The sequence below is a fragment of the Fictibacillus halophilus genome (genome assembly GCF_016401385.1).
GTDB classification, from domain to species: domain Bacteria; phylum Bacillota; class Bacilli; order Bacillales; family Fictibacillaceae; genus Fictibacillus; species Fictibacillus halophilus.
Genome location: NZ_JAEACF010000002.1, coordinates 152162 through 175188, shown reverse-complemented (window position 1 = coordinate 175188; position 23027 = coordinate 152162). Strand labels below are relative to the sequence as shown.

General features: G+C 40.0%; 22 protein-coding genes and 1 other annotated feature (1 of these 23 cut by a window edge). Of the genes, 14 read left to right on the top strand and 8 right to left on the bottom strand.

The genetic code is table 11. The features are described 5' to 3' along the window. Positions 1-90 precede the first annotated feature (90 nt). Positions 91-1074, top strand: a complete 984-nt coding sequence (locus I5J82_RS18140) for a spermidine synthase (RefSeq protein WP_198769199.1) — start codon at positions 91-93, stop codon at positions 1072-1074. Between the two features lie 75 nt (positions 1075-1149). Here the strand turns inward: I5J82_RS18140 and I5J82_RS18135 are convergent, their stop codons facing one another. Both I5J82_RS18135 and I5J82_RS18130 read right to left on the bottom strand, forming a co-directional pair. Then, a complete protein-coding gene (locus I5J82_RS18135; protein WP_198769198.1) occupies positions 1150-2652 on the bottom strand; it encodes a sodium:solute symporter family protein in 1503 nt (500 codons plus the stop codon). After that, positions 2653-2853 carry a DUF3311 domain-containing protein gene (locus I5J82_RS18130; RefSeq protein ID WP_144704243.1) on the bottom strand — a complete coding sequence of 67 codons (201 nt, stop codon included), beginning with the start codon at positions 2851-2853 and terminating at the stop codon, positions 2653-2655. 224 nt (positions 2854-3077) lie between these two features. On the opposite strand from I5J82_RS18130, the gene I5J82_RS18125 reads away from it, so the two are divergent. After that, positions 3078-3785: a proprotein convertase P-domain-containing protein gene (locus I5J82_RS18125; protein ID WP_198769197.1), complete on the top strand. Its 708-nt coding sequence runs from the start codon at positions 3078-3080 to the stop codon at positions 3783-3785. A 35-nt stretch (positions 3786-3820) separates the two neighbouring features. Here the strand turns inward: I5J82_RS18125 and I5J82_RS18120 are convergent, their stop codons facing one another. The 3 genes from I5J82_RS18120 to I5J82_RS18110 form a co-directional block, all read right to left on the bottom strand. Further along, a complete protein-coding gene (locus tag I5J82_RS18120; protein WP_198769196.1) occupies positions 3821-4252 on the bottom strand; it encodes a hypothetical protein in 432 nt (143 codons plus the stop codon). Positions 4253-4566: 314 nt separating this feature from the next. Further along, a complete protein-coding gene (locus I5J82_RS18115; RefSeq protein ID WP_198769285.1) occupies positions 4567-5004 on the bottom strand; it encodes a hypothetical protein in 438 nt (145 codons plus the stop codon). 17 nt (positions 5005-5021) lie between these two features. Continuing rightward, positions 5022-5369, bottom strand: coding sequence for an ASCH domain-containing protein (locus tag I5J82_RS18110; RefSeq protein WP_198769195.1), 348 nt, complete (start codon positions 5367-5369; stop codon positions 5022-5024). Positions 5370-5537: 168 nt separating this feature from the next. Between I5J82_RS18110 and recQ the strand changes: the two genes are divergently transcribed. The 5 genes from recQ (at position 5538) to I5J82_RS18085 (ending at position 10799) form a co-directional block, all read left to right on the top strand. Beyond that, complete coding sequence (gene recQ, locus I5J82_RS18105) at positions 5538-7679, top strand: DNA helicase RecQ (RefSeq protein ID WP_198769194.1); 2142 nt, start codon at positions 5538-5540, stop codon at positions 7677-7679. Next, positions 7676-8872, top strand: coding sequence for a class I SAM-dependent rRNA methyltransferase (locus tag I5J82_RS18100; RefSeq protein WP_198769193.1), 1197 nt, complete (start codon positions 7676-7678; stop codon positions 8870-8872). The genes recQ and I5J82_RS18100 overlap by 4 nt, the downstream gene beginning before the upstream one ends. Before the next feature lie 19 nt (positions 8873-8891). Next, a complete protein-coding gene (locus tag I5J82_RS18095) occupies positions 8892-9554 on the top strand; it encodes a futalosine hydrolase (protein WP_198769192.1) in 663 nt (220 codons plus the stop codon). A 5-nt stretch (positions 9555-9559) separates the two neighbouring features. Then, on the top strand, positions 9560-10399 hold the full coding sequence (locus tag I5J82_RS18090; protein ID WP_198769284.1) for a 1,4-dihydroxy-6-naphtoate synthase: 840 nt from the start codon (positions 9560-9562) through the stop codon (positions 10397-10399). A gap of 211 nt (positions 10400-10610) precedes the next feature. Further along, positions 10611-10799, top strand: coding sequence for a hypothetical protein (locus I5J82_RS18085; RefSeq protein ID WP_066390930.1), 189 nt, complete (start codon positions 10611-10613; stop codon positions 10797-10799). 42 nt (positions 10800-10841) lie between these two features. Here I5J82_RS18085 and I5J82_RS18080 read toward each other — a convergent pair whose 3' ends face one another. Next, positions 10842-11294, bottom strand: coding sequence for an SgcJ/EcaC family oxidoreductase (locus I5J82_RS18080; protein WP_198769283.1), 453 nt, complete (start codon positions 11292-11294; stop codon positions 10842-10844). 85 nt (positions 11295-11379) lie between these two features. Next, positions 11380-12486, bottom strand: a complete 1107-nt coding sequence (locus tag I5J82_RS18075; protein ID WP_198769191.1) for a PRK06851 family protein — start codon at positions 12484-12486, stop codon at positions 11380-11382. Between the two features lie 796 nt (positions 12487-13282). Between I5J82_RS18075 and I5J82_RS18070 the strand changes: the two genes are divergently transcribed. The 7 genes from I5J82_RS18070 (at position 13283) to I5J82_RS18040 (ending at position 21418) form a co-directional block, all read left to right on the top strand. Further along, positions 13283-15052, top strand: coding sequence for a helix-turn-helix domain-containing protein (locus I5J82_RS18070; RefSeq protein ID WP_198769190.1), 1770 nt, complete (start codon positions 13283-13285; stop codon positions 15050-15052). A gap of 119 nt (positions 15053-15171) precedes the next feature. Then, positions 15172-16476: a Zn-dependent hydrolase gene (locus tag I5J82_RS18065; RefSeq protein ID WP_198769189.1), complete on the top strand. Its 1305-nt coding sequence runs from the start codon at positions 15172-15174 to the stop codon at positions 16474-16476. Positions 16477-16499: 23 nt separating this feature from the next. After that, entirely contained in the window at positions 16500-17684 is a 1185-nt protein-coding gene (locus I5J82_RS18060) for a M20 family metallopeptidase (protein WP_198769188.1), read from the top strand. Positions 17685-17702: 18 nt separating this feature from the next. Then, positions 17703-17906 carry a DUF3311 domain-containing protein gene (locus I5J82_RS18055; protein WP_198769187.1) on the top strand — a complete coding sequence of 68 codons (204 nt, stop codon included), beginning with the start codon at positions 17703-17705 and terminating at the stop codon, positions 17904-17906. Continuing rightward, positions 17903-19375, top strand: a complete 1473-nt coding sequence (locus I5J82_RS18050) for a sodium:solute symporter family protein (RefSeq protein WP_198769186.1) — start codon at positions 17903-17905, stop codon at positions 19373-19375. Before I5J82_RS18055 ends, I5J82_RS18050 begins: the two co-directional genes overlap by 4 nt. A 218-nt stretch (positions 19376-19593) precedes the next feature. Next, positions 19594-20259, top strand: coding sequence for a 5-bromo-4-chloroindolyl phosphate hydrolysis family protein (locus I5J82_RS18045; RefSeq protein ID WP_198769185.1), 666 nt, complete (start codon positions 19594-19596; stop codon positions 20257-20259). Beyond that, positions 20246-21418: a toxic anion resistance protein gene (locus tag I5J82_RS18040; RefSeq protein WP_198769184.1), complete on the top strand. Its 1173-nt coding sequence runs from the start codon at positions 20246-20248 to the stop codon at positions 21416-21418. Before I5J82_RS18045 ends, I5J82_RS18040 begins: the two co-directional genes overlap by 14 nt. 55 nt (positions 21419-21473) lie before the next feature. Here I5J82_RS18040 and brnQ read toward each other — a convergent pair whose 3' ends face one another. Next, entirely contained in the window at positions 21474-22808 is a 1335-nt protein-coding gene (brnQ, locus tag I5J82_RS18035) for a branched-chain amino acid transport system II carrier protein (protein WP_198769183.1), read from the bottom strand. Between the two features lie 51 nt (positions 22809-22859). After that, positions 22860-23027 (bottom strand) — a binding site (T-box leader); it runs 76 nt beyond the window's last position.

The window sequence follows — 23027 nt, the reverse complement described above, 5'->3', positions numbered from 1 at the left end:
TTTGCTTATGTACAAGTTTTTCAACACCACATGCCGGATAAATGAATAAGAATGAGAATAAAGCTTGTTGAAAAATAAGGAGTGTTCATAGTGGATGAACTCATGTGGCTAACGGTTGGTGCAGCCGCAGTTTTTATAATAGAAGCAAGTGTCTACTTATACTGGATTCTATGGGGAAACGGGTCTGTTATATCTTATATAAATGATGGTCAGAGACCCAACCAAAACTTTAGAGTGATTCAAACGTTTCATACATCTACACAAAAAATTGCATTAGTCGAAGTAGGAGAAGAAGTATGGGTCTATAGCAATGGTGAAATCATGTTTGGTACGAAAGAAGATGAGAATGAGTATGCCGAAGTGATCGTACATGTTCCGATGGCAGCTGCAAAAGAGGTTAGACGTATCTTAATCATCGGTGGCGGAGGCGGAATCAGTGTCCGAGAAGCTTTACGCTATGAAGAAGTTGACGAAATTATTGCAGTCGATATTGATGCAGAGATGATGGACCTTGGAAAAAGCTTCGATCGTTTGGTGGCATTCAATGAAGGTGCATTAAATCATCATAAAGTGAGAACTATGATTCAAGATGGTAGAAGTTTTGTGGAACAAAGCCTAGAAGCTTGGGACGTAATCATTGTGGATATACCAGAGCCCACGGAAAAGTGTCCAAGTCTATCCCGATTGTTTTCTTTAGAGTTTTATCATGAGTTAAAGGAACACTTAAACCCTGGTGGTGTTCTATCCATTGCTTGTTCGACCGTCAACCTGATGCCAGAATATATGTGGAGCATTGAAAAGACGTTAAAAGAATGTGGACTTTTCACGATTCCCTTTCATAATTTCTCAAACAAGACGGGTGTGGATTGGGGTTATATCCTCGCTTCAACACTACCTTTACAGCGTGATGATATCCAATTAAAAGTGACTACGCCATTCTTAACGGAAGGAAGACTAAAGGATGTGTTGGAACTGCCTTACTATCTAAATAATAGAGAGAATAAAGGGATGGTTCAGACCGATCAGAACACGGTGCTTTTAGATATTGTAAAAAAAGAACTGAATGATTTATAGCTCTGCCGATGTTACTAAAAAAGCTTGAGTCTGAAAAATTTCGGACTCAAGCTTCTTTCATTTATAGAGTAAAAGTCATGCTCCTTTTCGTACAAGTTGTTCTTCTTTTGATGACTGATCAAACAAGTAATCTTTTACAGCGTTTGATGAATGCTTCGCCTTTTTAATGAAGATTGGATTCAATACGACTACCGTTGCAAAGTTAGCCATCAATCCCCAGAAACCTTCATAGATTCCGAGACTTGTACCTGTTGAGTAGACTGTGAAGGTAACAACAAGTCCGACAATCAGACCGATAATGGTAGCTTCTCTAGATTGATTTCTCCAGAACAAACTGATAACGATCGCTGGGAAAATCTGTACCATTCCCGATACACCAAGCAACTGTAGGGAAACGAGAGCTTGCGGAAACACAAGACCGAACAATAAGGCGAGTCCGATGACAACGAAAACCATGCCGCGAGTAATCATCGTTAGTTTTGCGCCTTTTACTTTTGGATTGATGAGGTCGCGGTAGATGTTGTTTGCGAAAAGGTTCGATGCACCAATCGCCATGATGGAGCATGGAATAAGTGAAGCAAGTGCAATTGTTGAGTACGCTAATCCCTGACCAATTCCACCATAAGACGTTTGGATCAATGCAAGAAGAGCAAACCTTGGATCCGTACCATCTGGTAAAACTAGAAAGGCGATGAAACCAAGGAATACGACTAGAATTAAAACGATATTATAAAGCGGCAAATACAGTGCGTTTTTTCGAATGGCATCTGCACTTTTTGCTGTGAAAACACCTGTAGCTGCATGTGCCCACATAAAAAGAGCGAGTGATGACACGAAAGCTGCTGTAATGAACCACATCACACCTTTTGGTCCTGATTCTGGAATCGTTAAAAGATGAGGAGCCTCTGTCACGATTTTATCAACCATGGGGTTCCAGCCACCAAAGTGCATGATTGGAAGAGATACAACCATGAATAACATGATCGCCCATACTAGAACATCTTTTATGATTGCTGTATAAGTCGGTCCTTTGATTCCACTGAAAAATGTATATAGTGCAACAAGCAAGAAAGAGGTGATCACGACCACTTTAACATTTATAAAGCCTGTCCCAGCAACCTGTAGCGTATCTTGAATACCACTCAGCTGCAGACAGATATATGGAATCAGCATAAGAACGCCAACGATGGCGATGAGTGAAGATAATAGCTTAGAGTCAAAACGTTCACGAGCATAGTCTGCTAGAGTCGTTAACTTATGCTCATTTGCCACTTTCCATAACTTCGGAAGGAAAAAATAAGAGATGAAATACGCAAGAACCGAATAGGGAATTGCGAAGAATGCGAGACTACCAGCTGTGTAAGCGGTGCTCGTTAATCCTAGGAACGTGTAAGCTGTGTAAAGATCAGCCCCTACTAGAAACCAGACGAGTAGGCCACCAAAGCGTCTTCCGCCGACAGACCATTCTTCAACAGAACTACGTGTAGCTTTGTCCCTGCCGGCAAGAAAACCAATCAAAACGACCGTTAAGATAATAAAAATAGTGATAGATAGCGCTGTAAGATTACCCTGCTGCATTTAATCCAAGCTCCCTTCTGATTTCTGAAGATGATAGATTCCTAATGTGCAAAAAGGAGTTAAAACAATCCACAAAAACAACCAAAACTGAAGAAACGGAAGGCCGAAAATGATAGGATCAATCCTGTTTACGAACGGTAGAACGACCAGTTGTGCAATAAATGGAGCGGAAATCAAGACAATCAATAATAATTTCTTCATGCTGCATATGTCCCTTCTGTGGTGTTTTAAGAAATATAATGTTCACAATCATAACAGCTTAAAAAGAGTGGGACAAGGGGAATTTTATAAATTTTTAAAATATTTAATATTATTAGATAATGAAAGGGTTTTCATTCTTTTTGAAAATATATACTGTACGACCTAAGCAAAAGTAGGAGACATGCATATTGTAGAAGTAACCGTATAAAGGGAGGTGGGAAACAATGATAGATTCATGTGTTTGTCACACGTTAAGATGTTTAAAATACGGGCAAGCTGTCGTCCTATTAGTAGGGAGTAGGCAGTTTCCATTTATTTTTCAAGGTATCAATGGAAACTGTGTAGTGGGTATTACGAGTGGTAACCAAATGCTTGCTTTAGATTGTGGATGTATTACAGCGGTTATCTGTAGCAGAACGGCTGTAAATATAAATCGGTTTTTTAATCCTAATGTTATTACAATTCCTGATAGTGGAGCTGCAACACCTTATCCCTCGTTCATTAATGTGTCAGGTTTAAGTGGAACAATTACAAATGTGACGGTAACTCTTCGTAACCTCACGCATTCATATTTAGCAGATCTACAGATATTACTAGTAGGTCCTCAAGGACAGAATGTCATCTTAATGTCTACAGTTGGAGGCTTTAGTCCTGGTGTTGTGAATGCTACGTATACGTTCAGTGATGCTGCAGTAAATTCTATGACAGAAGATGCTATTCCTCCATCAGGCATTTATAAACCAAGTACTTTTCCTCCAGTTACAGCATTACCAGGTGCCCCTGGTCTTCCATATGGAACGACGCTTAGCGTTTTTAATGGAACGAATCCGAATGGTGCATGGCGATTATATGTATATGATCAATTTGCTCAAGACCAAGGAGTTATCAATAGGGGTTGGGAGCTGACTATAACAACACGAGAGTCATTTTAACTGTAAGACCTCCAAGTAAAGGAGGTTTTCTTTTTTTACCAATCATTTTGTTGCATATGCTTTCCGTTCTTTCTACCTGTTCCATCTGGATGAGAATAGCCGTTTTGCCTAATGTGGTCTGCATTCTTAACAAAATAGTGATACTTCCAACCTTTTTCGTTATGAAACTCTACTAAAAAGATATAAGGATTGTATTGCCGTCCGATGTTTTGTGTAATCTGCCACTTTTCATTAGGAAATTGCTTCTCTAAATATAGGGTGAGCTGTTCTTTTTTTACGGAGACATGATAGTCAGTCCAAAAGGGACGTATGATGAAAAATAGTAAAACGAGAGCTGAAATGGTGCTGGCTGTATATAAACCGATTTTTCGTTTTGTTTTGGGAATAAAAATAGCAACAATGTAAAGTGCGCTGATTAAAGTTAAGGTGAACATAATTTCGATGACTGTGATTGGATGTAAATCCATGCTTATATGCCTCCTGTTCGGAAAATGGAGTTTAATACTTAATGTATTCTAACAGAGAGCCAAATTTCTTCTTATTTAGGCACTCATTTCCGTGCGAGCCAGACACCAAGCAAATGAATCCACAAAATAGCTTCCGAATCCAGAAAAAAGCACACTGAATCCAAAAGTTTAGTCGTTCAATCCACGAGTTTTAGGCTCCAATCCACATTTTTAGTCTGGCAAGCTAAATTTGTCCACCTCAAAAGGACACCACGTCAAAAAAAGCCGACCCCTCACAACTCAAGAGTCAGCTTCCACAATCATATCAATCAATCTCAAAACCACAAATATGGCTTTCCAACCATAAACCAAAGCATGATCATCAATAACCCGAGGTAAATCCAAACAGCACGCTGTAATTTCAAAGCTAGTCCGACTTTATCATGCACTTCATCATCAAACTTACGAAGCGTCGGTGAAAAGGCGCGGGCTAAAAAGAACAGCGAGCAGAACAAGATGATTAAAGTCATGAGGATCCACGGTGTATCCCACGTCCATGGTCCAGTAAAAACAAGCAAAAAACCTGATAATACCAAGACGTGACCGGCGTGTTTGGCGAGCCAAACGACAAACCGAAACGTGCCAAGGTGGGCGTGCATCTCATCACCTGTTGCTGTTCGCAGCTTTTTAATCAGTGGGAACAAGATAAAGAACGGCCCAACAGAAATGATCACGCTTAAAATATGGATATACAAGAAAATGCGATACAAAATATCCATCAAGTTATGATTTAGCCTTTAGCAGGACTGAATTCGTGAACCCATACTTGCATATGAGGAAGCCACGGCATACCGGGGTGGTAGGAAAGAATAGCGTTCTTGTACTCTTCAACCGTTGCAAAGCCTTCGTCTTGAGCGTGTTGATCGGTTAGTTCACCAAGAGATTGTCGGTATACATTGTTCACTACGAACGAATACCCTTCTAATTCCATGATTTCCCCAATGTCTGCATAGCGTCCGTTTCGGCGAGTTGCCGTTTTCTTGCCTTCTAGAACTTTAGCAACATCAGCAGGCATCGTCACAAGTCTTTCAATTGAACATGTTTTTGGTGGCAAATTGTTGTTTTCATGATTTGTCATATGTAAAAAACTCCTTTTTCATTTCTTTCTCCAATTCCTAATGTATCACATTTTATTAAGTAGTCTGTCTATTTTATCGGAAGAAAACGGTAAGATGTGTCTTTGCTATGTGGAGTCAGTACCTTTATAATCAAGAGATGACTCTACCTGAGGGAGGCTAATTAAGTTTTGATAGAAAAAGCAAAGCAAATGCTGAATTTGCATTACGGTTATTCTTCATTCCGAAATGGACAAGAGCAAGCGATCCAATCGGTTTTAGCAGGTGACGATACCCTTTGTGTTATGCCTACAGGTGGCGGGAAATCGATCTGTTATCAAATACCTGCCCTTGTTTTTGAAGGAACGACAATTGTTATTTCTCCTTTAATTTCTTTAATGAAAGATCAGGTTGATACATTATTGCAGTTAGGTATATCCGCGGCCTTCATCAATAGTTCACTTACAGCGTCAGAGGCGAGAGAACGAATGGATAGGGCAAAAAGCGGTGAGTACAAACTTTTATATATTGCACCAGAACGCCTAGAATCTTATGACTTTATGGATCATTTGAGACAGATTGATATCCCTTTAATTGCCGTAGATGAAGCTCACTGTATCTCGCAATGGGGACACGACTTCAGACCGAGCTATCAACGTATTCAAAGAATGATCGGGAATCTTCCAAATCGTCCGGTGGTACTGGCGTTAACCGCAACTGCTACACCACGTGTTCGTCAGGACATCTGCTGGTCTCTCGATATTGATGAGAACAAGACGGTATTAACAGGATTTGAACGTGAAAATTTATCCTTTTCCGTGATTAAGGGACAAGACCGGCTTTCATATTTAAAAGATTTCCTTAAAAAGAACGAGAAAGAAGCGGGAATCATATACGCTGCAACACGTAAGACGGTTGATCAGCTTTATGAAACCCTGCAAAAAAGCGGCATCAACGTTTCTCGCTATCACGCAGGGATGAATGACAACGAGCGCATGCAGCAGCAGGAGCAGTTTCTTCAAGATGAGTCATCGGTTATGGTGGCTACTTCGGCATTTGGAATGGGTATTGATAAATCGAATATCCGTTATGTTATCCATTTTCAGCTGCCTAAAAACATGGAGAGTTATTATCAAGAAGCTGGGCGTGCTGGACGTGATGGACTTCCAAGTGAATGTATCCTGCTGTATTCTTCTCAAGACGTTCAAGTACAGCGTTTTCTGATCGATCAGTCTAGCGAGCAGGATCGTATGGCGCAAGAGCTGGAGAAGCTTCAACTCATGGTGGACTATTGCTACACCGAAAGCTGTTTGCAGCAATCAATTGTCCGTTATTTTAGTGATGAAGAAATTCCACCATGCGGTCGGTGCGGAAACTGTACCGATAATCGCGATAGTATCGATGTGACAAGAGAGGCGCAGATCGTATTATCCTGTATTGTGCGTATGGGGCAAAAGCGGTTCGGGAAGACATTGATCGCACAGGTTTTGACCGGTTCCAAGAATAAAAAGGTTTTAGAGATGAGATTTAATAAGCTACCGACTTACGGCATGTTGAAAGAAAAAAGCACGAAAGAAATAACAGATCTCATTGAATTTTTTATCTCACAAGAAATCATTGCCGTTGAGCATGGGACGTTCCCAACTCTTTATATAAAAGAAAAAGGGAAAGATATTCTGCTTGGAAAAGAACAAATCATGCGTAAAGAAGCAGTCGTAACCAAACAAGTGGCTGCAGATGATCCGCTATTTGAAGAACTTCGAATCGTGCGGAAGACGATAGCAGAACAGGAGAACGTTCCGCCGTTCGTTATTTTTGCAGATACCGCTTTAAAAGATATGTGCGTGAAACTGCCTGAGTCAAGAACTGAATTTTTGAGTGTGACGGGTGTTGGTCAAAATAAACTAGAGAAATATGGTGAGCGTTTTATCTCTGCTATTTCTAATTATTTGGCTGAGCATCCTGAGCGAAGAGAAAGTGCTGATCAAAGTACGGTTTCAAAAGCACCTGCAAAAAAGGCAACGCCTGATTCTCATCTTGAAACATACACTTTCTATAAAGAGAAAATGTCTGTAGATGAAATTGCTGAACACCGCAATCTGGCCGTGAGTACGGTCGAGAGTCATCTCGTTCAATGCATGCAAGAGGGAATGGACGTTCAGATGGAGGATCTTATTCCAGATGATTATGTCTCAAAAATTGAACATGCCATTCAACAAGCCGGCGGAGAAAAGTTAAAGCCAATCAAAGAATTACTTCCTGAAGAAGTAAGTTACTTTATGATTAAAGTTTACTTGCTGCAAAACGAAAATAAGAAACGGGTGACAAGATGAAGAAGAATGTCCGATTAAAAGTAAAACCTTCTTATGTGAAGGGTTTAAAAACAGGCTACCCTCTAATCACTGAGGATGCTGTACAGAATATTAGCAACGTGAAAGAAGAAGGAACGATCATTGAATTGTTTGACGAAAAAAATGTATTTCTAGGTAAGGGATACTACGGCAAGCAAAATAAAGGTCGTGGTTGGGTACTAACGCAGAATTCACAAGAACTCATCGATCAAGAATTTTTTGAGAAGAAACTGAAAAAAGCGATCAACCATCGACAAGAACTTTTTAACAATTATGAAACCACAGCATTCCGCGTTTTTAACGGTGAGGGAGACGGAATCGGTGGGCTGACGATCGACCACTATAACGGCTACTACGTTCTAACTTGGTATAGTGAAGGCATCTACTCATTTAAGGATGAAGTGATCGCTTCGCTTAAAGAACTTGTTAAGGTAAAAGGCATCTATGAGAAGAAGCGTTTTGCAGTAAAAGGAAAATATATCGATGATAACGATTTTGTTGAAGGTGAACAAGCGCCTAGTCCACTGATCGTAAGAGAGAACGGCATCCACTTTGCCGTTTATCTAAATGATGGTGCAATGGTCGGTGTGTTCTTGGATCAGCGTGATGTGCGAAAGACCATCCGTGATCAATATGCGAAAGGGAAAACCGTTCTGAATACGTTCTCTTATACAGGTGCGTTTTCAGTTGCTGCTGCTCTTGGCGGAGCTGCGAAAACGACAAGCGTTGACTTAGCGAATAGAAGCCGAAGCAAGACGCAAGAACAGTTCAGTGTGAACGGTTTGAACTATGAGGACCACGACATCATTGTAGAAGATGTGTTCAACTACTTTAAATATGCCGTTCGAAAAGAGCTGTCATTCGACCTTGTCATTCTAGATCCGCCGAGCTTTGCGCGTTCTAAGAAACATACGTTCAGTGCTGGGAAAGATTATCCAGATTTATTAGCACAAGCGATTCAGATTACAGAAAGAAACGGTGTAATCGTAGCTTCTTCTAATTGCTCAACGTTTGGAATGAAAAAATTTAAAGAGATGATCGCCTCAGCATTTAAACAAACAGGGAGCACGTATAACATTTTGGAAGAATTTAAGCTTCCACAAGATTTTAAAACACACAAAGAGTTCAAAGAGGGTAACTATTTAAAAGTAGTGTTCATTGAAAAATTAAGCTAACCGGCGAAAGGGGATCTTCATGTCGATGAATAACGAACGCCGTATTTTAATCATGACTTCCGTAGCTGCTGAGAAAGAGGCAATCTTAAGAGGGGTTGGCCAAGCGTCATCTGTTGATGTGGTCTTAGCTGGAGTAGGTCCGATCTCAGCGGGTATCCAAACAACAAAAGCTTTATTAACAAAAGACTATGACCTTGTGATCAATATGGGAATTGCAGGAGGTTTTCAGGGTAAAGCAGATGTTGGAACACTTGTTATTGCAGATGAGATGATTTCAGGAGATCTTGGTGCAGAATCTCCTGATGGATTCATCACATTAGACGAACTTGGTTTTGGGGCTTCTACTCGCATAAAAGCAGATAGCGAACTGGTCATGCATTGTTTAACGTCATTAAAGCTCGCAGGAGTACCTGTTCAGCTTGGTCACGTTCTAACACTGTCTACTGTGACGGGAACTTCTGAAACTACGAAGAGTCTTCAGGATCGAGAGCCTGATGCTGTAGCAGAAGCGATGGAAGGCTATGGGGTAGCGCTAGCGGCACAAGAATTTGGAAAGCCGGTACTTGAGATACGTTCGATATCAAATCCGATCGGTCCGCGAGATCGTTCTGCTTGGCGTATGAAGGAAGCGTTCGATACACTAGAGAGAGCTAGTAAAGTTATCGCGGAGGTTTTGTTATGAGTAAAATGAGTATTGCTTTTTCACCATGTCCCAATGACACGTTTGTTTTTCATGCATTGGTACATGGTCTTGTTTCTGGTGCCCCAGAATTTGATGTTACATATGCAGATATTGATATTACAAACGGATTAGCTGCTGAGTCAGATGAACTTGATATCTTAAAGATCTCATACGCAGCGCTTCCTTATGTCTTGGACAAATATGCTCTACTTCCATGCGGAGGGGCGCTCGGTCGTGGATGTGGTCCGTTAGTTTTGGTGAAGGAGCCAGGTGATGTTACGCCTAACATGCTGTCTGGAGCAAGGGTGGCTGTTCCGAGTGAACGCTCTACCGCTTACATGCTGTTTCGTTTATGGGCGGCTCAAAATGTACCAGGCGGAGTAGGCGAGATCATCGTTATGCCGTTTAATGAAATCATGCCCGCTGTAAAAGACGGCAAGATTGATGCAGGTCTTGTTATCCATGAAGCTCGCTTTACGTATCAAGATTACGGGTTAAATCTGTTGGCTGATATGGGGAGCTGGTGGGAAGAAGATACGGGACTACCCATTCCACTCGGAGCAATCATCGCACGCCGTTCACTAGATTTAGAGTCTATTTCTGAGTGGATTCGTAAATCGGTAGAGTATGCATGGCGTAATCCTGAGGCATCTAGAGATTATGTGATGCAGCACGCGAGCGAGCTCTCAGAGGACGTTGCAAAATCCCATATCGATCTGTATGTGAATGATTTTACCGCTGATCTTGGAGACAAGGGCTTTGAGGCGATTACAACGCTATTGAACCGTGCTGGAGAAGAAGGCATCGTGCCGAAGAAGGATTATACGAATCTATTGAAGATTTAAGAATGGACAAATTAATTCTTAGATTGGATAGATTATTAGGGACATTGGACAGATTATCATGTGAATCGGACAGATTAACGTGAACATTGGACAGATTAACTCCTAGATTGGACAAATTACCTAATAAAACCTGCATAATGTAGAATTAACCACTCTCCACATCGGCGCATACCTTATAACGAGAAGAAAAACTGTTATAAGGAGGCGCAATATGTCTAATACAAATGTATTAACACTCATTGGGGCTTTATTAGCTGGTTATTTTCTACTTGCACTTCCACTAGGCGGCACGTTTTTAGCCGCATTCGGTCCAGCTGTTAAAATTATCGCGATTTTAACGGTTCTTGTTTTTGGAGCCGTATTGATTTATAAAGGGCTCAAGGAAATATTAAGAAAATAGATATGAAGAAACCCGCTGTAACTTAAGCGGGTTTCCTTGTTTTTATTCAGGAAGCAATGCACGAAGCTCCTCAGTCATCTGATTCAGAAGTTCAGGACGTCCATGGAATTGAGCAGGTGTGTTTTGAAAAAGTTTAATGAACCATTTTTCATCATTTTTCACTGCAACCACCGTATGATGCGTATTTAGTTCTTGAGATAGTTCAGTTTTTCCTACCGGCACCATGCCAGCAATAGCGCGAACAATAACAGCATCATCATTTAAGAAGGAAATGTTCTTCACTTTTGCATAATAAGGAGGTGTTGGGAAGCTGCTGAAAATAGGTTCGAGATGAGCATGAATTTCTTCAGGACCAAATGCCTGACTTCCATCATACCCAACCATCTCACCGTCCTTGGTAAAATGATCAGCCATAGCACGTGAATTCCGCTCGTTCCACGCATGTAAGAAGTTAAAATATAGATCTTCAACAGCTTTTGTATTTTCTGTTTCCATCATTAAACATGTCCTCCATATGTAAGATTGTCTTATGCTCATCATAACAAAACAGCCACCATCCTCAAAATAGTGGCTGCATCAATCAATATTTTTGTTGTTGTGCAGAGGTTAACTTTTCGATCTCCTGATCAACCTTCTTGTGAATTTTGTCGATCTTTGAAAAATTCATCGCAGCAATATAGATCTTTTCTAAATCATCGTGCTTACTTTTTGCATCTGCTAGATATCCGATAGCTTCTTTCATCTTTTTTGAATAACGGCCACTGATCTCTTTTAAATTATCAAAGAATTTTTCATCGGTGCCCTTTTTTATCGTCTTTTCGTACATGTCTATGATGTAGTCACCTTCACGTTCAGGGAAATACTCATGAGGTGCTGTACTGTCAAAGATAGCGAAGCCGAGCTCTCTCACGATCACCATATCCAAACTGTTTGGATCGAACCCACAATGGTAAATTTCAACATCATAACCTGATGCTTCGGCATTTGCGGCCAACTTTTTTAACACAGTTGATTTTCCAGACCCTGGTCTTCCCTTGATAAAATATCTCTTTTCTAGACCTTCAGTTAAGTTTGGCACAAAATCGACTGCACCTTTAGGGGTAGCTGCACCTAAAAAACGGTGATAAACATTAGCGGCTTTATTTACTTTCTTAGAAAAGAATTGATGCATCAGTTCATCCGTAATTTCGTTGGCTTTTTCATAATTCATATTCATAATATAAATTTCTTCCCATTCATCATGGATGAGAAGCGCTTCATGAAAAGTCGCATACGCTTTTTGATAATCTGCAGAAATTGAATCTGTAATCTTTAAAATAGCCTCTTTTTTGTTCGTAAGTTTTTTAGAATCCCACGCCTCACCTAAGTTCACGTATTCCTCAACAGCTCCAGGGGCTTTTGGTTCAATAACGTGTGGAGAAGTGCCATCTACTATTCCGATTCCTAGCTCCCGGATGATCACGCCATCAATCGACCCGTTGTCTGAAGCGCAATGAATGTATTCTATATCGTAGCCTTCGTTGTTCCACTTTTCCCCGACCGCTTTCATGAGCGTGGACTTACCAGTACCAGGTCCGCCTTTTAAGATGAAAAGGCGATCAAGACCATTTAGATTTGATGTAAATAAGTTGTGAAAACCTCTAGCCGTATTGCCGCCAGCGTAATAATTTAGAATTTTTCCAGTCAAGGTTCAAAACACTCCTCTTTTTTTGTAGTTGTGTTTCTACATGCATGTTATGTTATGAAGGTTGTATAGGTGATAGCCTAAAAAAACACATTCATTATTTAAATTGTTAAAATATGATGAAATAAAAAGAAATTTTACGAAAGAAGGAGTATGACTCTAAAAAGAGGAATAAATACACCTTAAATCACATAATATTGATTATTCTGAATATTTAAATAAAATTTAGAATGAGTTAATATGTAGTTAACAAAGAACACTACTTCAATTAAAGGAAGGCGTGATTCCAATGAAATAAGTAAGCGAAGCATATCAAATCACATCCAGTTAGAGATCAGCCAGTGAAAACTGATTTCGAGATGTGTGGGTATGTGGGAACGCGCAAATACACATAACGAAAGAGGATGATTCCAATGACGTATGTGAGCGAAGCATGCTAAGATCGTGTTGCAGATGGAAATAGCCGGTGAAAACTATTTTCGCAGCATGTGGGCGTGTGGGAATTTACCAGAAGTAGAGGAAAAATAAGATCTAATGCAAGGCAATTGATTGAACGAACAATTAATTGAAGTCTAGTTAGGGACAATAACTAGCATTTGTGTATTAGGAAGAAAGGAAAGAACGTTTAAGTGAATAAAGTGAGTTTAAGCTAAAGGCGTTGTTTATGTGATGTATGCATATTCAGCGTCTTTGTTTTGTACATATATAATTTGTGAAATGTAAGGTTTTTTCCTTTTGTAAATTCGTTATCGTTTATACTGTTATCTAAAAGCAATACAAGTACATAGAGGTGAGGCAATTGAAATCTGAAAAACAGTTAATGAGTTTGATTAACGCAGCTCAGGTTCTTTCATCTACTCTGGATGTGGATCAAGTTCTAGATAGGTTGATCGATGAAGTAATAAATGTAATCGATGGAGCACATGCGGTTATTCTTTTTATTTATGACCCGAAAAAAAAGAAACTTATCATCAATAAATGCAAAGGGTTTAATCAAACATACATGAAGCATATTGCACTGAATAAGGATGAAGGAATGACAGGCAAAACATTCATGACTCAAAAAGCTCAGATTTTTAGCCACATTCAAGATACGTCAAAAGGAATGGAAAATATTCAGCCAGAAAATCAGAAAAATTTTCATAAAGCCTTGGGAGATTTGCATCAATATCCGATAAGCACTATTTGTGCGCCATTGCTCTCAAAAGAAGGTTGTCTGGGTGTTCTCACAATAGATAGCTTCTCTGAGAATATATTATTCAATCATGAAGACCTCACAATGTTAGAAACGTTTGCCAGTCAGGCATCGATCGCTATAGAAAATGCAAAGCTATTCACTCATCAAGAACGATCAAAACGTATTCATTCAGAACTAGCAAGAGCATCTGTATCTCAACAAGGATTAGAAACTGTAACATTTACTTTAAGTAATTTGATTCAAAGACACGTTTGTTTATTTAATGAGTTTATGGATTTAATCACTGCATCTTCTTTAGAAGCAGAGCAAATCGGGAAAGTAGCAGTAGAATCGTATGAAGACTTATTTGATCAAATTATACTAGGTCATTCAACACAGGTTAATAAACAAATTGAAGCGCGGTCTGTTCACTTATTTCCCATAATTACAGATAAAGTAGCAATTGGTGCGATGGCTATCTTTGGTGAGCCTCATGATGAACTCGATGTTCTGGATGAACTAGCAATTGATTTAGCTAGTAATCTATTTGCAATTGAATTAATGGGTCAGGAAAGAATGTTGTCTGATCTGTATAAATATGAGGGATACCTCCTAGAACAGCTTCTTAATCATAAATTTGAATCATTTACACCGCCGCAACGAAGCATTGTTGGGATTTCTGATCATAACAGAAACTTATGTGTAAATATAAAAATCTCTAATCAGCTCCTTCCTTTTCAGGAACTTAGCAGCCGAAAGCAATTATTTAACCGCTTATTATTTAGAGAACTACAGAAACTGGAGTATAAGATCCTTGTTCTGGATCGCAACATGGAGTATGACATCCTTGTCATTATCCATAATAAAAAGGAAGAAGAAGAGGTTCTATTGCAGCTCTCGGATTTTTTTTCAACCTTAAGAACGTTGCTTTCTTCCAAAACGTCATTCGTGTTTCATGTGGGATTAGGACGAATGTTCACTAAACTTGGTGATATTGACAGTTCATATAGAGATGCTATCAGATGTGCAGAATATGTACAGAAGCATCGTTCGGAAGAGGTTGCCCTTTCTTATAAAGAGCTAGGGATCTATCAATTATTTTTAAAGCATGATCGAGACGAGCTGGCCGATTATATAACAGACTTGCTAGGTCCGCTCATTAAGTACGATCAAGACCATGCCACTGAATTAGTAGAAACACTACACACGTATTTACAATGTAAGCAAAATATGACAAAGACTGCAGCGGAGAGCTTCGTTCACTTAAATACGATTAAATACAGGCTGCAGAAAATCAAAGAGATTCTGAGGGTGGAAAAGTTACAAGGAAAAGAATTATTTGAGTTGCAACTGGCCATTTATCTACAAGAGTTTGTAAAAATAAAATATTAGCTATTAAGGACAAATAGATTGTGATCTATTTGTCCTTTTTTAACATATTAAAAATTGACTGATTATTCTATACTTTTCAATAACTCATTGGATAGATGCACAAATAAAGGGGGAATTACATGCTGAAAAGAGCGGACAATGTATTTCAGTCAAAACTATTGGAAGGCTATGACCGAACGATGAACCACTCTGGGGTCTCAGGTGAAAGATTTAGTGCCCGCCTGGCAGAGCTCTCTAAAATTGGATTGACAGAACAAAATGGTTCATACCGAATTGGTTTCTCCAAAGAGGAAAGAAAAGCGAAAGAACTGGTTAAGAGCTGGATGATAAACGCAGGTCTTGTGGTTACAGAAGACGGTGCAGGCAATATTTTTGGAAAATTAGAAGGAAAGAATAAAGAGCTTGCTTCTGTGATCTCAGGGTCGCATGTAGATAGTGTCCCGAACGGCGGACATTTTGACGGACCTCTAGGCGTACTTGCCGCTTTAGAAGTAGTTGAAGCTTGGAAGGTAACAGGATTTAAACCTGAACGTCCATATGAAATTGTTGTTTTCTCAGATGAGGAAGGTTCTAGGTTTAACGGAGGGTTAAGGGGAAGCCGTGCAATATGCGGAGAACTCGATATGGATGAAGAAATCCAAAAGGTTGATCAACAGGGGAATTCATTTGAAAAGGTTATTGAGGGTGATGGACTTACGCTTCAAGGGTTTAAGGAATCTAAACGAAATCTAGGTATGATTAAAGCATTTGTTGAAGTACATATTGAACAAGGAAGCACACTTGAAAGAGAGAATGCACCTGTAGGAGTTGTCACAGGAATTGCTGGTCCCTCCTGGTTAAAAATATCTTTTCACGGAAAAGCAGGACATGCTGGCAACACCCCGATGGGTGCAAGAAATGATGCGCTTGTTGCAGCTAGTGAGTTTGTTGGACATGTGAGCCAGATTCCTCAAAGTATAAGCAAAACTTCTGTAGCCACAGTAGGTAAGCTTCAGGTCTATCCCAATGGAATCAATGTCATTCCTGCAAAAGTGGAGCTATATGTGGATATTAGAGACATTAACCAAGTGACTCTGAATCAGTTAACAAAAGAGATAGCAAAGAAAGCATTGGAAATTGGTGGGCTGCATGGGGTTTCTGTTGAATATGAACAAACGTTAAATGTAGCCCCTGTTCCCATAAAAGAAGAAATGCAGCATCGATTGATTGAAGCTGTAAAAGCAAATGGAATCAAACCCGTACTCTTACCGAGCGGTGCAGGGCATGATGCCATGGTTTTAGGCAGGCACGTTCTATCCGGCATGATCTTTGTTAGAAGCCTTAATGGAATCAGTCATAACCCAAAAGAATGGACGAGTTTAGGAGACTGTGTTCAAGCCGTTCATGTGTTAAAGACTTCAATTGAATCGTTGACAGCCGAATAACCAAGTGAAAGGGAGAGATAAAAATGTCAGTTACAACAAAAGCCTTTGATCCTCTAGTTGATGCAGTTTCAGAACAAGTTACCCAATGGCGCCGATACTTACATGAAAATCCAGAGTTATCTTTTCAGGAAGAAAACACATCACAATTTATCTACGAAACATTAGAGTCCTTCGGAGGAATCGAACTTTCCCGCCCGACAAAGACGAGTGTGGTTGGAAGGATTCAAGGAAAACAGCCTGGAAAAGTGATTGCCATTCGTGCAGATATGGACGCATTGCCGATCCAGGAGGAGAACACTACAGAATATATCTCAAAGAACCCGGGAGTCATGCATGCATGTGGGCATGATGGTCATACGGCTATGCTTCTAGGTGCAGCAAAAGTATTATCCGAGCGTAAAGATGAGTTACAAGGCGAGATCAGGTTGTTTTTCCAACACGCGGAAGAACTGTTTCCTGGTGGAGCAGAAGAAATGGTTCAGGCTGGTGTTATGGATGGGGTAGATGCAATTATCGGAGCACATCTATGGGCACCTCTTAAAATCGGGAAGATAGGTGTCGTGTATGGCCCGATGATGGCTTCACCTGACACATTCTATATAACGGTAAAAGGGAAAGGGGGACATGCTGCTCTGCCTCATCAAACGGTCGATTCCATAGCGATTGCTTCACAAATCGTTACGAATTTGCAGCATATCGTCTCCAGAAACACAGATCCTCTTGAACAGTTAGTCGTATCGGTTACAAAGTTTACTGGTGGTACAACACATAACGTTATTCCAGGATCTGTTGAAATTTTAGGTACAGTTCGAAGTTTTGATGCAGAAATCCGTCAATCCGTTCCTAAAACCATAGAACGTATTGTTAAAGGGATAACTGAGGCACATGAAGCCGATTATCATTTCGATTATGAATTCGGTTACCGTCCTGTTATCAATGATCATCAAGTGACACAAGTTATTGAAGATACAATCGTTGAGGTTTATGGAGAAAAAACGCTCGACCGAATGAAACCAAATATGGGCGGTGAAGACTTCTCGGCATTTCAGCAGAAAGCTGGCGGCTGTTTCTTCTATATAGGAGCGGGAAATCCCGAAAAAGAAGCGGTCTATCCGCATCACCATGCACGCTTCGAAATTGATGAAGATGCTTTAGAAAAAGGAGTCAGAGTTTTTGTTCACGCAGCATTCAAGTTATTAAAACAATAGGTTGGGGAGGGATCAGGAATGAACACATTTATAAAATTTTTAGCGTTAATACCGTTTGCCGGATTATTAATAGGCATTTATTTTGCTAACAAGGTTACTCCTTACCTTTTTGGAATGCCTTTCTTGCTAGCCTATTGTGTAATTTGGGTTGTTATTACTACCTTTCTTATGATCATCATCTATATGCTTGATCCAAGAAATAAGGAGAGTGAAGTAGAATGAATGCTGCACTAGTCATTATTTTTGCCGTCATGATCATGTCGATTTATTTAGGAATACGTGCAAAAAAAGGAAAAGATATGGACCTTGAGCAGTGGACAGTCGGAGGTCGAGGTTTCGGTACAATCTTTGTATTCTTACTGATGGCAGGAGAAATCTATACAACGTTTACTTTTCTTGGCGGAAGCGGATGGGCATATGGCAAGGGAGGGCCCACGTTCTATATTATCGGTTATGGCTGTCTAGCATATATTATGTCATACTTCTTGCTTCCAAAGATTTGGCGTTATGCAAAAGATAACAATCTCTTATCACAATCTGATTTTTTTGTCAGTAAATACAAGAGTCCTTACCTAGGCATCTTCGTTTCTTTAGTTGGTGTAGTAGCCATGATTCCATATTTCGTTCTTCAGCTAAAGGGTTTAGGAATTATTGTTTCAGAAGCATCATATGGAACAATCTCGCCTACTATTGCGATTTGGATCGGTCTAACGGTTGTTACTGTGTACGTTATGGTTTCTGGTATACATGGTTCCGCTTGGACAGCCGTGGCAAAGGATATTTTAATACTTGTTGTAGTCTTATTTCTAGGAATCTATCTGCCTATTCATTATTATGGCGGTATCCAGCCGATGTTTGAAGCAGTAGAAGCCGCGAAGCCAGGGTTTCTTGCTCTTCCAGAGACTGGCATGAGTCCATCTTGGTTTGCAACGACTATCCTTCTAACAGCATTAGGTTTCTATATGTGGCCTCATACATTTGGTTCAGTTTATTCTGCACAGAATGAAAAGGTCTTTAGAAAGAATGCGATCTTCATGCCGGTCTATCAATTAGTTCTTTTGTTTGTATTCTTTGTTGGATTTGCAGCCATTCTGCAGGTTCCAGGGTTAGAGGGACCTGATGCTGATCTTGCCTTACTAAGAATTTCAATTGAAACATTTGACCCTTGGGTAGTGGGGGTAATCGGTGCAGCTGGTATTCTTACAGCCCTTGTTCCAGGGTCTATGATCTTAATGGCTGCTGCAACTCTCTTAGCAAGAAATGTTTATCAAGTTTTAAATCCAAAAGTAACGGACCAGCAAGTATCAAAAACAGCTCGTTATCTTGTTCCGGTAGTAGCACTGATTGCTGTCTTTTTTACATTTAAAGGGGGTAACACACTTGTAACGTTATTACTGATGGGGTACAGCCTTGTCACACAGCTGTTTCCAACATTGGTGTTTAGTTTAATGAAGAATAATTTTGTAACGAAGCAAGGGGCATTTGCCGGTATTGCAACAGGGGTAGCAACCGTGGCTTATGTAACCATTACAGGTTCAACTGTAGGTTCGCTTCTTCCATTCCTGCCACAGGCGATTCAAGATTTTAACGTAGGCATCATTGCAATGATCCTTAATATCATCGTTTTAACAGCAGTAAGTCTTTTTACAAAATCTATCGCGGTAGCTAGCAGTAAAACAAAAACAGCATAAAAAATTTATAAGGCTGCAGGTGCAGCCTTATTTTTATTGAAAATAATACGCCTCAAGTCTTAGAGCACATTACTTCTTAATGCCATGGTTATTTTAGGAAGGTTTCGATAAGGTAATAATAGAAACATAATATAGATGAACTTTTTTTATTTAAACGAAACTCAGAAACCGTTACATCCGTATGAATAGTAAAGAGTTTATGTCAGGAGTCGATTACAATGAACGGATTTTTAGCTTTTTTTATCCGCATGTTTGTTGCTATCTCAGCTTCAGTAGGGGTATGGCTGGCAAGTATTATTGGATATGACCAGACCTACCTTTTGTCGTCAGGAATCGCAGTAGCTGGAGGAGCTGCCGCATACACAGCAACAGGACTTCTTCAAAAGCAGAGATTCCTCAGTGAACATCACTTATCAAGAAGAGAGTATAAATACATTAGAAAAAACTTAGATGAAGCAAAGCCTAAGATCTATAGACTACAGAAGGCAATGTTTTCAGTGCGTGATCTGCCGAGTTTGAAACAAAGAGCGGACCTTGTACGAGTAGTTAGAAAAATCCAGAGTTTAACCCAAAAAGAACCAAGACGTTTTTATCAAGCAGAACAGTTCTATTTTTCTCATTTAGACTCAGCCGTAGAGCTCACCGAAAAATATATGTTTTTATCCTCGCAGCCTAGAAAATCAAAAGAATTAACGCAATCATTAGTAGAAACGAAAAGAACACTTGATGAACTGATTGATCAGATCGAAAAGGATTTATACCAAGTATTGTCAAATGATATAGATGACCTACATTATGAGATCGATGTAGCAAAGTACTCGATTAAATCCCAGAACGACTCCCAATCCATAAAAAAGGCAGGCGATATAAATGAAAGAAAATAATGCACCCCTTAACCATTCAGATGAACCGACAAATCTAATGGATGACTTGTTGGCAAACCCTTTTGGCGAACAGCAAGAAACTACTGTGCCTTCGAATGAAAACAAACAGGTACGATTAATAGATGTTCTGCCAGAAGAAAATAAAGAAAAAGCGTATCAGCTGGCTAAACAGATCGATCCGACGAATCACCAGACGATGATCACGTACGGAGCACCGGCACAGGCGAAGCTTCATTCATTTTCGAACACGATGCTTGATCATGTGAAAAAGAAAGATACTGGGCAAATCGGTGAGATCATTGGGGATCTAATGAAAAAACTTCAAGATGTGAATCCTGAAGAATTAAAATCAAACAAACCTACGTTGATCGGCCGTATGTTTGGAAAGATTTCAGGTTCTGTTCAAGAGGTACTTTCGAAGTATCAGAAAACGGGAGCACAGATTGATAGAATCTCTGTAAAGCTAGACGGTAGCAAGAATGTTCTTATGTCTGATATCGTCATGCTCGAAAAGTTGTACGAAAACAATAAAGAGTACTTTCAAGCGTTAAATGTATATATAGCGGCGGGAGAACTAAAGCTAGATGAGCTAAACCAGGTTACGATTCCTGAGATGAGAAGAGTGGCTGAACAAACAAACGATCAAATGAAGTTTCAAGAAGTAAATGATATGGTCCAGTTTGCCGATCGACTCGATAAACGGGTACATGACTTAAAACTAAGTCGTGAGATCACGATTCAAAGTGCACCACAAATTCGACTTATTCAAAACACGAACCAAGCGCTTGTAGAAAAAATTCAATCGTCCATCATGACGGCTATTCCGTTGTGGAAGAACCAAGTCGCAATTGCGCTAACGTTGATTAGACAGCGTAATGCGGTAGAAGCTCAAAAACAAGTTTCCAAAACGACAAATGAACTTTTACTAAAAAATGCTGAGATGCTAAAAACCAATACGATCGAAACCGCAAAAGAAAACGAACGCGGTTTGATTGATATTGAGACGTTAAAGAAAACGCAAGAGAATCTTCTTTCAACGCTAGAGGAAACACTGCGTATTCAAGAAGAAGGACGAGTTAAACGACGTCTTGCAGAAGAAGAGCTGGCAACGATGGAGATTGGGTTAAGACAGAAGCTGCTTGAAATTAAAGGTGAATAATGAATGAAGGAGCTAATCACTTTGTAAATTAGCTCCTTTTTTTTGTTATGCAGAATTATGAAGCCTTCACTTCAACCTCATCTAATGGAGAATGAACGCGGCTGAAGCTGCTTAAAAACATTCCGACTGCCGTACCCACCAAAGCTGGAAGAATCCATTGTAATCCCATAGATGAAAGAGGGAGGATATCTTTCACCACTTGAACAGGACCTAGATCTAACCCGAATGCAACCAAACCGTCCATCATGGCAAATACACCAGTAAAGAGCACTGCACTTCCATACACTTTCTTAGGATTTTTGAAGAAGCGGTTAAAAAACGTAAGTACAACCAATACGATTGTTAATGGATAGGCGGTGACTAAAAACGGCACTGAAACTTTAAGAATCTGGTTCAGTCCAAGGTTTGATAGAGTGAAGCTTATTAGTGTAACGAGTAAGACAACTGTTTTATAGCTGATACTTGGCATTAATTTTGAAAAGTATTGTCCACACGCTGTTGTTAAGCCCACAACTGTAGTAAAGCAAGCTAATGTAAAAATAAAACCAAGTAGAGCTGTTCCGTTTTCTCCTAATAAAAGAGTGGAAGCTTCTGCAAGGATGTCTGTTCCATTTTCAAAAGAACCTGTTGCAGCCATCTTACCGCCGATTAATCCTAAGCTTACATAAACGAGTGTTAGTAATGTTCCTGCAATCAGACCTGCTTTTAGTGTGTAGGTTGTTAATTGCTTTCGATCTTGAACGCCTCTTTGTTGAATCGCTGTAAGAATTACGATACCAAAAGCGAGAGCAGCAAGAGCATCCATTGTGTTGTATCCTTCAATGAAACCCTTCGAAAAGGCCCCGGATTGGTAGGTAGCGGATGGTGATTGAAGTGGAGCATCAAGTTTGAAAAATCCTACTGTACAAAGCACAACCATTGATAAGAGCAAGGTTGGAGTAATCCAGCGCCCCATATATTTCTCCATTTTCGATGGATTCAAGCTGACCGCATAAACGAGCGCGAAAAATGTAACGGTAAATAATAAGAGAATGAGTGCAGCGTTTGATTCAGTGCCCAAGAATGGTTTAAGTCCCATCTCATAAGCAACGTTTGCATTTCTCGGAATAGCCAAGAATGGTCCGATACTTAAATAGATAACGACCATAAAGACGGTGCTGAAAACAGGATGGACACGATTACCGATCGTTTGAACGCCTCCTTTTACGAGGGAAACGGCAAATAATACGGCAAAAGGAAGTCCAACTCCAGTCAGTATGAATCCTGCCATCGCAAGCCAGTACGAAGATCCTGCTTCTGCCCCTAAGAATGGAGGGAAAATGAGATTTCCTGCTCCAAAAAACATTGAAAATAACATAAGTCCAATAAAAACGGTGTCCATCTTTCTCATAAGTAATCTCTCCTTTAATTGTTTTGAAAACATAAAAAAACCCGCCCCTATAGAAGGGACGAGTTATAGCTCGCGTTACCACCCTAATTCCACAGCTTATTAAAAGCTTGCGGCACTCAGTCAACGTACAATCATACGTGTTCCCTTGTAACGGCGGACGGCCCGTCAAAGCTTACATTTCAGCTTTGAATCTCGGAGATGATTTTCGGATAAGCACTG

Coding starts and splice junctions, on each gene's coding strand:
- I5J82_RS18120 (WP_198769196.1), bottom strand. CDS start 4,252: ATGGATTTACATCCAATCACAGTCATCGAAATTATGTTCACCTTAACT.
- I5J82_RS18090 (WP_198769284.1), top strand. CDS start 9,560: ATGAGTATTGCTTTTTCACCATGTCCCAATGACACGTTTGTTTTTCAT.
- I5J82_RS18065 (WP_198769189.1), top strand. CDS start 15,172: ATGCTGAAAAGAGCGGACAATGTATTTCAGTCAAAACTATTGGAAGGC.
- I5J82_RS18135 (WP_198769198.1), bottom strand. CDS start 2,652: ATGCAGCAGGGTAATCTTACAGCGCTATCTATCACTATTTTTATTATC.
- I5J82_RS18130 (WP_144704243.1), bottom strand. CDS start 2,853: ATGAAGAAATTATTATTGATTGTCTTGATTTCCGCTCCATTTATTGCA.
- I5J82_RS18045 (WP_198769185.1), top strand. CDS start 19,594: ATGAACGGATTTTTAGCTTTTTTTATCCGCATGTTTGTTGCTATCTCA.
- I5J82_RS18110 (WP_198769195.1), bottom strand. CDS start 5,369: ATGACAAATCATGAAAACAACAATTTGCCACCAAAAACATGTTCAATT.
- I5J82_RS18040 (WP_198769184.1), top strand. CDS start 20,246: ATGAAAGAAAATAATGCACCCCTTAACCATTCAGATGAACCGACAAAT.
- I5J82_RS18095 (WP_198769192.1), top strand. CDS start 8,892: ATGTCGATGAATAACGAACGCCGTATTTTAATCATGACTTCCGTAGCT.
- I5J82_RS18055 (WP_198769187.1), top strand. CDS start 17,703: ATGAACACATTTATAAAATTTTTAGCGTTAATACCGTTTGCCGGATTA.
- I5J82_RS18050 (WP_198769186.1), top strand. CDS start 17,903: ATGAATGCTGCACTAGTCATTATTTTTGCCGTCATGATCATGTCGATT.
- I5J82_RS18100 (WP_198769193.1), top strand. CDS start 7,676: ATGAAGAAGAATGTCCGATTAAAAGTAAAACCTTCTTATGTGAAGGGT.
- I5J82_RS18125 (WP_198769197.1), top strand. CDS start 3,078: ATGATAGATTCATGTGTTTGTCACACGTTAAGATGTTTAAAATACGGG.
- brnQ (WP_198769183.1), bottom strand. CDS start 22,808: ATGAGAAAGATGGACACCGTTTTTATTGGACTTATGTTATTTTCAATG.
- I5J82_RS18080 (WP_198769283.1), bottom strand. CDS start 11,294: ATGGAAACAGAAAATACAAAAGCTGTTGAAGATCTATATTTTAACTTC.
- I5J82_RS18085 (WP_066390930.1), top strand. CDS start 10,611: ATGTCTAATACAAATGTATTAACACTCATTGGGGCTTTATTAGCTGGT.
- I5J82_RS18060 (WP_198769188.1), top strand. CDS start 16,500: ATGTCAGTTACAACAAAAGCCTTTGATCCTCTAGTTGATGCAGTTTCA.